At 68.8% G+C, this 12,133-nt stretch carries 11 protein-coding genes and 1 pseudogene; 6 read left to right on the plus strand and 6 right to left on the minus strand.

Annotation, left to right across the window (positions count from 1 at the left end; translation table 11 throughout):
• The first annotated feature begins 108 nt into the window (after positions 1-108).
• The 3 genes from AB0367_RS35270 (at position 109) to AB0367_RS35280 (ending at position 2,969) form a co-directional block, all read left to right on the plus strand.
• Positions 109-807, plus strand: coding sequence for a class I SAM-dependent methyltransferase (locus tag AB0367_RS35270; protein ID WP_366230852.1), 699 nt, complete (start codon positions 109-111; stop codon positions 805-807).
• Positions 808-1,310: 503 nt separating this feature from the next.
• Entirely contained in the window at positions 1,311-1,931 is a 621-nt protein-coding gene (locus AB0367_RS35275; RefSeq protein WP_366230853.1) for a hypothetical protein, read from the plus strand.
• Between the two features lie 6 nt (positions 1,932-1,937).
• Positions 1,938-2,969, plus strand: coding sequence for an SRPBCC family protein (locus AB0367_RS35280; protein WP_366230854.1), 1,032 nt, complete (start codon positions 1,938-1,940; stop codon positions 2,967-2,969).
• A 1,322-nt stretch (positions 2,970-4,291) separates the two neighbouring features.
• On the opposite strand, the gene AB0367_RS35285 is transcribed toward AB0367_RS35280, so the two are convergent.
• Positions 4,292-6,235 carry an aconitate hydratase gene (locus AB0367_RS35285; protein WP_366230855.1) on the minus strand — a complete coding sequence of 648 codons (1,944 nt, stop codon included), beginning with the start codon at positions 6,233-6,235 and terminating at the stop codon, positions 4,292-4,294.
• Between the two features lie 330 nt (positions 6,236-6,565).
• Between AB0367_RS35285 and AB0367_RS35290 the strand changes: the two genes are divergently transcribed.
• Positions 6,566-7,300: a DUF2795 domain-containing protein gene (locus tag AB0367_RS35290; RefSeq protein WP_366230856.1), complete on the plus strand. Its 735-nt coding sequence runs from the start codon at positions 6,566-6,568 to the stop codon at positions 7,298-7,300.
• A 661-nt stretch (positions 7,301-7,961) separates the two neighbouring features.
• On the opposite strand, the gene AB0367_RS35295 is transcribed toward AB0367_RS35290, so the two are convergent.
• Positions 7,962-8,150 carry a hypothetical protein gene (locus AB0367_RS35295; RefSeq protein WP_366230857.1) on the minus strand — a complete coding sequence of 63 codons (189 nt, stop codon included), beginning with the start codon at positions 8,148-8,150 and terminating at the stop codon, positions 7,962-7,964.
• 260 nt (positions 8,151-8,410) lie between these two features.
• Here AB0367_RS35295 and AB0367_RS35300 point away from each other — a divergent pair.
• Positions 8,411-8,650: pseudogene (locus AB0367_RS35300) on the plus strand (sigma-70 family RNA polymerase sigma factor); the annotation flags it as partial.
• Here AB0367_RS35300 and AB0367_RS35305 read toward each other — a convergent pair.
• Positions 8,642-8,983, minus strand: a complete 342-nt coding sequence (locus tag AB0367_RS35305) for a hypothetical protein (protein ID WP_366230858.1) — start codon at positions 8,981-8,983, stop codon at positions 8,642-8,644. The pseudogene AB0367_RS35300 and the gene AB0367_RS35305 overlap by 9 nt on opposite strands.
• Positions 8,984-9,276: 293 nt before the next feature.
• Positions 9,277-9,612, minus strand: a complete 336-nt coding sequence (locus AB0367_RS35310; protein ID WP_366230859.1) for a hypothetical protein — start codon at positions 9,610-9,612, stop codon at positions 9,277-9,279.
• 425 nt (positions 9,613-10,037) lie between these two features.
• Between AB0367_RS35310 and AB0367_RS35315 the strand changes: the two genes are divergently transcribed.
• Positions 10,038-10,625, plus strand: a complete 588-nt coding sequence (locus tag AB0367_RS35315) for a dihydrofolate reductase family protein (RefSeq protein WP_366230860.1) — start codon at positions 10,038-10,040, stop codon at positions 10,623-10,625.
• Positions 10,626-10,833: 208 nt separating this feature from the next.
• Here AB0367_RS35315 and AB0367_RS35320 read toward each other — a convergent pair whose 3' ends face one another.
• The gene (locus AB0367_RS35320; RefSeq protein ID WP_366230861.1) at positions 10,834-11,841 is read right to left on the minus strand and encodes an RNA polymerase subunit sigma-70; all 1,008 of its coding nucleotides are present in this window, start codon (positions 11,839-11,841) and stop codon (positions 10,834-10,836) included.
• Positions 11,842-11,937: 96 nt separating this feature from the next.
• The coding region (locus tag AB0367_RS35325; protein WP_366230862.1) for a hypothetical protein at positions 11,938-12,133 on the minus strand (196 nt) is incomplete at its 5' end.

The raw sequence follows: 12,133 nt of genomic DNA on the forward strand, positions 1-12,133 counted from the left end.
CAACGCCGACCTTCAACTGTTCGCCATTGTCCGGCACTCGTCGGTCGCTCAGTGGCACGACCCAGCGCCCGAGACCCTCCCATCCACACCAGCGCAAGGAGCTGACCGGTGACAGCAACCGCGACACCGTTGGAAGACGGCGACACATCCGGGCCGACGAAAAGGAACGCAGACGACTGGTTGGCAGACACCCGGACCTCCTACGACACGGTCGCCGACAGCTACGCCGACTACATCCGCGACGCACTGGCTGGGGAACCGTACGTGCGCGCGGCTCTGGTGTTGTTCGCCGACCTGGTCCACGCCGCCGGCGGCGGGCCCGTGGCGGACGTGGGCTGCGGACCAGGACATGTCACCGCTCACCTGCACACGCTGGGCCTCGACGCCTTCGGCGTCGACCTGTCGCAGGCAATGATCGACGTGGCTCGGCGCGACCACCCCGGCCTTCGGTTCGAGGTGGGATCGATGACGGACCTGCACCTTGCCGACGCCTCGGTTGCCGCTCTGCTCGCCTTCTGGTCGCTGATCCACATCCCGGACGACGCGATTCCCACGGTTCTCGGGCAGTTCCGGCGGGTGCTGCGCCCCGGCGGACCACTTCTGCTCGGCTTCCACGTCGGCGACGAGTCCCGGCTGAAGACGCAGGGCTACGGCGGCCACCCGATGAAGGTTTACGTTCACCGCCGCCAGCCCGACCAGGTGGCAGCCTGGTTGCGCGAAGCCGGATTCACGGTCAAGGCTCAAATGCTGCTCGACCTCGACCAGAGCGCCTCAGGAGCGGTCCTCTTCGCGCACCGCCAGCCCTGACCTCGCCTGCGATTCGCCTGGCGTCCGCCACATTGAATGAGACGTCGATCCGCATTCGGCGTCACAGCGACAACTTCGATGAGACTTCATCTCGAACCCGTCTCATCGAAGTTGTCCTTTTCCAGGTCACAACCCTGCACTTCGCCAACTTGACTGCGACAGGACACCACTGGCTCGCGCGGCCGGCGCCGCCATGCGACCGGCGGGCATCTTCCACATTCTGTTCTCGATCATCGGCGTGTACATCGCCGCGCGGGTCATGAGCGGGCGCGGACGGCCCACCAGCTCCGTTCGTTCGTAGCGCCGTCGTCCTCAACGCTGCACGCAACGGCGGTCGCCGGATCCGTTTCGTGGCGGCCGTGCCGGGTACGAAGCGCGATTCGAAGCAATGCTGCAGTACCCCTACGGATGCGGGAGACGAGTCCGTGCTCGCCGTCGGTGAGGCCTGTGTCCGGGTACCGGACGGTGGCGTGGCCGCTGGATCCGGGGCGGAGGGAGGGATCATGAACTGCCGGACGCAGGTGTTGCTCGCCGCCGGGGTGGGTTATCTCCTGGGGCGCCAGCACAAGTTGCGTTGGGGGCTCGTCCTGGCCGCGGCCGCTGCGGCCGTCGGCCGGATCAGCGGGCCGGGCGACATCCTGCAGCGGGGGGTGCGGGCACTCAGCGGATCCAAGGAGCTGGGCAGACTCGCCGAACTCGGTGCTCCCCTGGTAGCGGCGGGCAAGGACGCGGCCAGGACCGCCGTCACCGGTCAGATCGAATCGGTCACCGATCGGCTTCGTGAGCGTGCCGATCTGCTGCGTCGGCCCGGTGGCGGGCGCTGGGCTCGCGAGGCGGAGCCGGAAGAGGAGAGGGCCCGGCCGCGGCGCCGTCCTAGTGCGGAGCGCGAGGAGTACGAGGAATACGAGGAGGAGCGGCCCCGGCGTCGTCCCGCGGCTGCGGCGAGCGAGGAGGGATACCCGCAGGAGGAGCGAACCCGGCGCCGGCCCCCAGCCGCGCCACGTGCCGAGGAGGAGGACGAAGAGTACGACGAGCCGGACGACGAGGAGCGCGAGGCGCCGTCGGGCGTCGCCCGTTCACGTCCCGATGCCGGTCGGCCGCCTGTGCGACGGCGGGGGAGGTGATCTGCTATGGCGTCGAAATCGGATGGTCGTGCGGGGACGGGTATCGGGCAGAAGATCGCCGAGCTGCTGCTGGGGGAGTTGCGCAATCTGGCCTCGGCCGCCGGTGAGCGCGCGCTGGCCTCGGTCGGTGACAAGGTCGGGTCGGTGACCGAGCGGCTGACGGAGTACGCCGAGGGCAGCGGCAACACCGGCCTGGTGGCGGCCGTGACCGGCGCGAAGAAGATGGCCGAGGGGCGTTCTCCGTCCTCGGCGATGGTCAGTGGCGGGCTGGCCGGCATCAAGGAGAAGGTCAAGGGCTTGTTCGGCCGCGGTAAGGGCAAGGGCGCGGACAAGAACTTCAACCGGAAGGTCACCAACATCGTTGAGACGCTCGACGTCGGCGTTCCGCTGCGGGTCGCGTACAACCAGTGGACGCAGTTCCAGGACCTGCCGAGCTTCATGAAGAAGCTCGAGAACGTCAAGAAGGAGTCCGACGAGAAGAGCGGCTGGAAGGCGCAGGTCTGGTGGTCGCACCGTGACTGGGAGGCGACGATCGTCCAGCAGATACCGGACTACTGCATCGTGTGGCGCTCGAAGGCGGCGAAGGGGCGCGTCGATGGCACGGTGACGTTCCACGAGCTGGCGCCCAACGTGACCCGGATCCTGCTGGTGCTGGAGTACCACCCGCAGGGCCTGTTCGAGCAGACGGGGAACCTGTGGCGGGCCCAGGGCCGTCGCGCGCGGCTGGAGTTCAAGCACTTCCGGCGGCACGTCATGACGCGCACGATCCTGAACCCGGACGAGGTCGAGGGCTGGCGCGGCGAGATCCGCGACGGCGAGGTCGTCAAGGACCACGAAACAGCACTTCAGGAAGAGCAGGAGCAACAGGAGCAGCAGGGCCGGGCCGAGCGGGGCGAAGAGGAGCCCTACGAGGAGGCGCCGGAGGAAGCCGGCAAGGAACCGGGCGGGGAGAAGCCTGAGGAAGAAGAAAAGCCTGAGCGAGAAGAGAAAGAGCCTGAGGAAGAACCGGAGCAGGAGCCGTCGTCGCGAAGGCGGTAGACGGGTGCCCGGACGAGAGCCCGGGTAACCGAGGAGTGAAACACCATGACCACGGCTGTGCTGTCGCGTTAGCGAGCGGCGCAGCCGGCGGTGTTGAGTTCGCGCAACGGCTCCCGTACGTCCGCGCATGACACCGTACGCGTTGAGGATCCGCGACCTTCCGCATGTCCGCTTGGACCCGGCGTAGACCAATGCGCCCGCGACGAGGACGACGTGCCGCCCGCACCCGCGACGTCGCGGCGCATGGCGCCCTGGTAGGGGCATGCGGTTGTGGCGCTACGCGGGCGGCGGCGCCGGCGCGGACATGACCACCTCGCGCCGCCGCCGCAGCCAGCCGTTGCAGCATCTGCTGCACGACCGGGGCCCGCCAGTGCACGTCGACGACGCCGGTGTCCTGCCCGGCCGGCTGCGCGTGGCCGCGAGCGACCGGCACGACCCCTGGTGCTGCGGATCGCCGACCGGGACCTGGACCCGACGGGGCCGGACCCGCGGGGGGCGTGGGAGCGCACCGGGGCCGCCTGACCCGAATTCGTGGCCACCGCACCGAACCAGGTGTGGTCGTGGGACATCGAGCGCCATGAGGCGCCACGAACCGAGTGGAAGTGAGAGACCATCACCGCTGTCCTGTCGCGGCAGGGCGGTAAAGCAGGGGGCAGCCTGATCCGGAAAGATGCTGGGGAAGGTGGGAAGCAGTCCCGACAACGACGGGATGCACCGGCACTACCGGACGGTGCGGGTTCGGCAAGCGAGACGGGAAGGTGGACGCGAGGAACCAGCGCTGTAAGCCCCCCAAGAGCTACCGTCAGCTCGAATCCGGTGGATACGGGCTGGATTGCGGTGCTTTCCCGCCCTTTCATGACGGGCGGAGAACTTCTGGGCTGGTTGATGTCGCCGGTCAGGCCACGGTGAAGGTCTGCGGCGTAGCCGTGGCGATACCGCAGGGGCATAGCTGGCCACCTCACCTGTCGATCGGTCGTGGTGAACGTGGGAACCGCCCCGGGGTTCCCGTCCGGGGCCCGCCAGCCGGGCGGGTCGCGGCGGGTTGGCGCGTCGTCAGCCGATGGCTGCGGGGTGGGGCGGAGGGCTGGTAGTAGTCCGAGGACGGGGAAGGCCGTCCACAGGGCGAAGCGGCCCAGAGGGGTTGCGCATGTGAGGCAATGCGATGGTTGGAGGCGCTGGTGAATACCGGTGAGCCGTGGCCCACCTCGATGAGGCGTGGCCACGGGTGCGGCGGATGTAGACCAAGCTGCACCTATGGGCGACCACAGATCCCGGTCGCCGGTTTCAAGATCTGTTTCAACCTCGTCTATCAGCCGGACTTCTCACCGTGGCGTGGGAACGGGTGACGGGTGCGTCAGGGCGGGGATGCGGCCGCCGGCGAGCAGTATGTTGATCTGCCGCTCGGACAGCCGGTGCTGGGCCTGCTGGGTCGTGTCGCGGGTGGCGTTGCGGACGGTGATGCCGGTGCCGGCGTGCAGTGCCTGCGCCACGTTCCGCACGATGAGCCGGTCGCCGACCTCAGGTGTCGGGCCGTCGTACTCCAGCGGCAGGACACCGAAGTTGATCAGGTTCTGCCAGTGGATGCGGGCGTAGGAGCGGGCCAGGACGAGCCGGAGGCCGAGCGAGCGCGGCGCGAGGACCGCGTGTTCGCGCGAGGAGCCTTGACCGTAATTGCGGCCGGCGACGATCGCGTGGGCGCCCTGGCCCCGGACGCGGGTGACGTACTCGTCGTCGACCCGGGCGAACGTGAACTCGGCCAGCTTCGCGATGTCGCTGCGGTAGGGCAGCGCCTCCGCGCCGGCCTGCAGGATCTCGTCGGTGGACAGGTCGTCCCCGACCGCGATCGCCACGGTCGCCTCGAGCTCGTCGGGCATCGGGTCGAGGTCGGGCAGCGTGCCGATGCTCGGCGCCTTGTCCAGCCGGACCTGGACGGCCTCGTCGGCGGGGGGCGGCGGTTCGAGCATGGCCCGGTTCACCGCCGACCGGTTCGGCAGGGACAGCGGTGGGCAGGCGATGCCGAGCCGCCGGGGGTCGGTGATCTCGCCGGTCAGCGCGGCCGCGGCCGCGGTTTCGGGCGAGCACAGCCAGACCCGGTCGTCGGCGGTGCCGGATCGGCCGGGAAAGTTCCGCGGCATGGTGCGCAGGCTGTTGTGTCCGGCCGCCGGGGCCTGCCCCATGCCGATGCAGCCCAGGCAGCCGGTCTGATGCAGCCGCGCCCCGGACTGGATCAGCGAGAGGGTCGCGCCCATGCCGGTGAGATCGGCGAGGATCTGCCGCGACGACGGGTTGATGTCCAGCGACACCTGCGGATGCGCCTGCCGGGCGGCGAGCACCGCCGCCACCATCGCGAAGTCGCGCAGGCCCGGGTTGGCCGAGGACCCGACCACGACCTGGTGCACCGGTGTGCCGGCGACCTGCGCCACCGGCACGACGTCGCCGGGCGAGCCCGGGCGGGCGATCAGCGGCACGAGGCTGGACAGGTCGATCTCGTCGGTCAGGTCGTAGCCGGCGCCGTCGTCGGCCGTCAGCCGCGTGAAGTCGGCCGCACGGTCCTCGGCGGCCAGGAACTCGCGCACCCGGTCGTCGGCCGGGAACACCGTCGTCGTTGCCCCCAGTTCCGCGCCCATGTTGGCGATCACGTGCCGGTCCATCGCCGTCAGCCCGGCCAGGCCCGGCCCGTGGTACTCGATGATTCGGTGCACGCCGCCGTCGACGCCGTGGCGGCGCAGCATCTCCAGGATCACGTCCTTGGCGCTGACCCAGGCCGGCAGTTCGCCGGTGAGGTGCACGCCCCAGATCTCGGGCATGACGAGGTAGAGCGGCTCGCCCGCCATGGCCGTCGCCACGTCCAGGCCGCCCACCCCGATCGCGAGCATGCCCAGCGAGCCGGCCGCGCAGGTGTGCGAGTCCGACCCGATCAGCGACTTCCCGGGCACGCCGAAGCGCTGCATGTGCGTCGGATGTGAGACGCCGTTGCCCGGTTTGGAATACCACAACCCGAAGCGGCGGCAGGCCGAGCGCAGGAACAGGTGGTCGGCCATGTTCCGCTCGTCGGCCTGCAGCAGGTTGTGGTCCACGTATTGCACCGACACCTCGGTGCGCACCCGATCCAGGGCGAGTGCCTCCAGCTCCAGCATCACCATCGTGCCTGTGGCGTCCTGGGTCAGCGTCTGATCGACGCGCAGCCCGACCTCCTGGCCCGGCACCGGCTGACCCGCCACGAGGTGGGATCGGATCAGCTTCTGCGCGACATTCAGCGGCGCCATACCGGCCGGTTACCCGACGGACCAGACCTCAACCCAGGTCCCGGCCACCGCTGCCACCCCGGCACATGGCTGGTGCCTATCGCAAAATCTCCATTGCCAATGATCGAGGCCCCAGGACCGGACAACGACGTGCGCTCTTGGATTCCGGCGACGAGTTGGCACCTACCCTCATCCTTTTATCCGGTTGTAGCGCTTCCGCCGTCTTCGAGGCGGGACTGCCGAACGCTCGTGCAGGACGGCGACGCCGGTCATGAAGTACGCTCCGCCGCACGCTGGGTTGGCCGCCGCGGCAGTGGGTAGCCGTCCAACATGACTGTTACGCCAACGCAGGTGCAGCGGTCCCTCGGCGACATGGACTACCCGACGGACAAGCAGCACCTCGTGGAACACGCCCGCGAGCACGGTGCCGGCAGCGACGTGGTCCAGACCCTGCAAGCCATGCCCGGCGAACGGTTCAACTCACAGAACGACGCCAGCCAGGCCATCGGTAAGCAGACACAGACCCAACAGCAGGACGTCGTGGACATCCTGCTCACCCAGCACGGTGAGATCAAACAACTCTTCGCACAGGTAGCGTCCGCCCGGGGCCGGCGGAAGGAAGAGCTGTTCCACGACCTCGTCCGGCTGCTGGCCATTCACGAGGGCGCGGAGGAGCAGATCGTGCATCCAGCCGCACGCAGCATCATTCCCAACGGCGCCCAGATCATCGACGAACGGCTCCACGAAGAGTCTGATGCCAAACAGGCACTGTCCGACCTCTACGACATCGGCGTGGAACATCCGGAGTTCGACCGGCACCTCGCCGTGCTCCACGAGTCGGTCTCGGCCCACGCAGCCCAGGAGGAACGCAAGGAATTCACGCAGCTTCGCCAGCACGCCGACGGGCAACGGCTCCGACGGATGGCCAGTGCGTTTGAGGCAGCGGATGCGCTGGCGCCCACGCGTCCCCACCCCGCCACCGGAGAGTCGGCCATCGCCAACCTGTTCGTCGGACCGCCGGTTGCGGTGTTCGACAAGGTCCGCGACGTGATGCGCGACTGGCGCAAGCGGGTCGGCGAGGGGTGACTGATCGCGGCCACCGAGCTGTCGGGCCAGGGATAGGTCCGGTCCCCGATACATTGTCCGGTGCCAGTGCGAGGGGATCATCCGTCGCCGCCAGCGCCATGGTATCGGGCCGATGAGGTAACCGTGAGTGTGATCAGCGCCCAGGCGGCGCACCGTCCGATCGGCGATGCATGGCGAGGCGGTAGATGGTGAAGGTCGCCGCACCGATGATCATGCCGAGCTGATTCCGGGACGTCGGCAGCACCCGTGAACGGGAACGTGACCATGAGGCTGTCCAGCGCCGCCGACGGCGCCGGTGGAGAACACGTTGGCGAATCGATTCGGTGCTATAACGAGCGACACCGCGGCGAACGCCAAGACGGACAAACCACCGGCCAGCGCCTCCGTCGCGCAGCATCGCAGTGAGCGGGCATAGCCCGATCGAGTCGTTCGGGCAATGCCATATGCGCCTGGAGCCAGGTACCCCGGTGCTCGACGGTCTCTTGATCAAGAACAGGCCCAGTTTTACGTGATGCGGCGGCGTGTGTTCGCGTACCACGTTGCTGAATTGGCCCGCCCGCGGGCGGTAGCGCCTCGGCATCGGCCGGCGAGCGCCGAACGGTCGTCATCGGGCAGCGGACACGCGACAGTGTGCGGCCCCACCGCTGCGAGCCGCGCACGGTCACTGTCCGCGGCGTCCTTGACGATCTCTCGCTGCGCGCCCAGGGCCGTCACGTTCCACCGCCTCCGCAAGCACGCCCGGCTCCACCAGATCGTCGGCGATGGTCCGCACCTTTCCCGGTATGGCGCCGTCGTTGACCCGCCGCAGCACCTCAGCCAGGATCTCCGTCGCCGTCGGCAGCCTCTCCATGCCGGGCAGTAGACCATGCGCGAGTAGGTACGCGCTGATTTCCTCAGCCGGTTCACCCTGGCGCTCCCCACGTACCACATTCCGAGTACCCCACCGTGTCACCCCGCCAACGCCGGAATTCCCCGCCGGGCGAGGTCATGGCGACCGTGATGGGTAGCCCTCCGCGGGTGAGGTCACGTTTATGCCGGAACACCAGCCACACCGCAACAGTGTTTGGCCTGTCGGCCGCCGTCGCGTTCACAACCGACCTGTTTCCGCACCTCGGTGCCCTCGTCGGCGGCGCCGACCCCGGCCTCGAGCGGGTCGAGGCCCGCGAAGCGCTGAAGCCACTGCTGGCCGCGCTGCCGGACCGGGAGTGGTAGATCGTCACGATGCGGTTTTTCGGCAACTGCACCCAATCGCAGATCGCCGCCGAGCTCGGCATCTCCCAAATGCACGTCTCCCGGCTGCTGCGCCACCCTCGACACCCTGCGCATCGGCCTCCTGGCCGACTAAATTGAAATAGATCTGCGGGATGCCGGCGGCACTTCCGGACGCAGCGGTGGGGCCGCACACTGTCGCGTGTCCGCTGCGAGCAGCGGGGTGGCGCCGTCGGCGTCGGCGTGCCGCCCGCTGACGGTGAACGTGACCCGGCCGCCGGACGTCACGTCGGGCCGGAATCGCTCCACATGCAGCCGGTCGCGGAGCCCAGTGCGTCGCCAGTGCCGCTCGGCCTGCTCGAGCAGACCGGCTGGCCCGCAGGCCCAGACATCGCGGTGATGCCAGTCCCGGCAGATCCCGCGCAGCTGCGCCATCGTCAGCCGGCCGCCGCCACGGGTGTACCACTCGTGCAAACCGCAGCCGCGGAAACCGGGCGGCCAGGGCCCGCAGCTCCACACCGAAGATGACGTCCTGCGCGGTCGGCGCCGAGTGCACCAGCACCACGTCCGGCGTCTCGCCCTGCGCGGCCAGGCTGCGCAGCATCGCCGCCACCGGGTGATCCCGCTACCGGCCGTCAGGAACAGCAACCGGGCCGGCAAAGGCTCCGGCAGTACGAACTCACCCTGCGCCGGTGTGAGGTGGACGATGGTTCCCGGCGCCGTCCGACGCGCCAGGTAGGGGGAGACCAGCCCGTCCCGGGCTTCCTTCACCGTGATCGTGATAACCCGTCGGCCCGCTCCGGCAGCGAGGACACCGAGTAGCTGCGCGCATGCCGCACCCCGCCGACGTCCACGCCGACCCGTACGAACTGCCCGGCCCGATGCCGCCCCCAGCCACGCCCGGGACGGATCACCAGGCTGGCCGCGTCCGCGGTCTCCGGCACTACCGCCTCGACCCGCCCACGCACCTCCCGGGACGACCACAGCGGATTGAGCAACCCGAGATAGTCGTCCGGCACGAGCGGCGTGGTCAACCACGCGGCGGCCCCGAGCAGGCGCTCGCGAACGCTGAGCCGGCTTGCTCCCCTGACCGCCTCTGCCATGGCCCCGGTCTTGGCTTCGGACGCAAGAGCCAACCCGCGCACCCCCTTCACGTCGACTGTCACCTGCCCTGCCCCGACCGGCACCTAACCTCGCCCCGCGGCTGAGCGACCGGATGACGCCCGGTTCGCCAGGCAACCGGTACGCCGAGATCGCCCCGAAAGGTCGCGACCTCTGCGAACGGTTCGGGTTCCGGTACACGGCGCTCGCACCATGCCCTTCGTGTCGGCCAGGACGCATCAGATCCTGCGGGAGAGTTGTCGGAGTGTCCGCATGGCGGATCGGCGTACGTCTCATGACCGTCTTCGCCGATGCGGTTGGCTGGCCATGTCTGCGCGGTGACCTTGTGTCTGCCAGCAGCGCGGACCGATGAGGTTTTCGCGCAGCGTCCGTCTGTACGTATGAGATCGACTGACGAGAGGCTGGCATGATGCGGAAACTGATCTTCGGCATGAATGTGACCCTGGACGGCTACATCGCTGCGCCCGGCGGCGACCTCGGCTGGAGTGGCGGTGAGGGACCGGACTCGTCGCCGAGCGATGAGCTGTTCCAGTGGTGGTCCGACCGGGTGGGGGCGACGGGCCTGGCGCTGTATGGGCGCAGGCTGTGGGAGGCGATGAGTTCCCACTGGCCGACCGCCGACCAGCAGCCCGGCGCCACACCGGCGGAGATCGAGTACGCCCGCCGCTGGCGGGACATGCCGAAGGTGGTGTTCTCCTCGACGACCAGCACGGTCGACTGGAACACCCGCCTGGTCACCGGCGACGCGGTCACCGAGATCACCCGGCTCAAGACAGAGGACGCCGGCCCGATGGACATCGGCGGCGCGACGCTCGCCGGGGCGGCCATGCGGGCCGGGCTGATCGACGAGTACATGCTGGTCACCGTGCCGGTCCTGGTGGGCGGCGGCACGCCGTTCTTCACCGCGCTGGACAGCTGGGTGAACCTGAACCTCGTGGAGACGCGGACATTTCCCGGCGGCGTCGTGCTGACCCGATACGAGACGAGGCGATGAGCACGGGCCAGTTGCTCGGTTCGTGAGGCCGGGTCGAAATCCTTCCTGACGTTCTTCGGGCATCACGATGCCCCGCCGGCAACGCCGGCGGGGCGGTGGTGTTCGCGTTGTCGCGTTGGTGTTCAACCGGTCGGGGTGCTCATTCCGCGGTGACTTCGGTGACGCCGGCCCGTGGCGCTGGACTCGTCGACGACGGGGACTTGTCTGATCACAGTGTCGGGGGCAGGTCCAGCCATGGTTTGTCGGTGGCGTCGAATCCGGTGAGCTCGGCGATCTTCCCGTCGACGATGTGCAGGACCGCGATGTTGAACAACCGGTACTCCGGGTCGTCAGGGGTGCGGAGGTACAGCGCGGCGGCGGGCATGCGGTTGACCGTCGTGGCGATACAGCGCCAGTCGTCGTAGCCGGGCTGGAAGAGCCCACCGCAGACCCAGCCGTCCACCGCGTCCTTGGCCGTGATGACCGAGGTGCCCGCCTCGGGCAGCATCACGAAGCGCAGGTCGTCGCGCAGCAGGGACATCAGCCCGTCGAGGTCGTTGCGCTCATGGGCGTCGATGTACGACTTCACCACGCCGCGCTCGTCACTCGACAGCTCGTGGGCGGCGGGTCTCCGCCAGTCGAGGCGGCGGTCGGGCAGCTGCTCGCGCATCGTCACGCGCGCCCGCTGCAGCGCGCTGGTCACCGATGCGATGGTCAGCTCGAGGGCGTCGGCGGCCTTCGCCGCCGGCCAGCCGACGACGTCGCGCAGGATGAACACCGCCCGCTGCCGCGGCGGCAGGTGCTGGACGGCGACGATGAACGCCAGCTCGATCGTCTCCCGCGCCACCACCGATTCCTGCGGGTCCTCGGGGAGCATCCGGTCGGGGTACGGCTGCAGGTACAGCACCTCGGAGCCGGAGTCCGACAGCCCGGACGGTACGGGTGTGCGGTCATTGCGCTTCTCCAGGAAGTCCAGGCAGACGTTCGTCGCGATCCGGTACAGCCAGGTCCGCAGGGCAGCGTGGCCCTTGAACGACTCCCGCTTGTGCCACGCTCGCAGGAACGTCTCCTGCGTCATGTCCTGGGCGTCCTCGTAGTTCGCAAGCATCCGGTAGCAGTGCACCTGCAGCTCACGCCGGTGGCGCTCCGTGATGAGCGCAAACCGCGCCGTATCGCCTGAGCGAACCACCGCGATGAACGAGGCCTCGTCAGCGCCCAGCGATCTAGCGTCGGTCATGGTCACCAATCCTTCCAACGGTGCGAGGGGGCTACCAGAACCGACGACGTGGCGGAAGAATTCTGATCGGTGAAGCCGCTGACACCGGGCCGTTCGTCAGGGCGGATGGGTCGGGTCGATCCAGGGTAGCTGCTCCAGGTCAGACACATGCCGCCGTAGTACCCGATGAACACCTCGTCCAGGACCCACATCAGCATCAACGCCGTTGCGTTTGGTGATTGGCGGCGGTGTCAAGGGGGCCTGCAGATGCGAACGGGACTTCTGGTAGATCAACTTGTGTCGAGCAACTTGA

It is taken from the genome of Dactylosporangium sp. NPDC051484 (genome assembly GCF_040689395.1).
Classification (GTDB): Bacteria; Actinomycetota; Actinomycetes; order Mycobacteriales; family Micromonosporaceae; genus Dactylosporangium.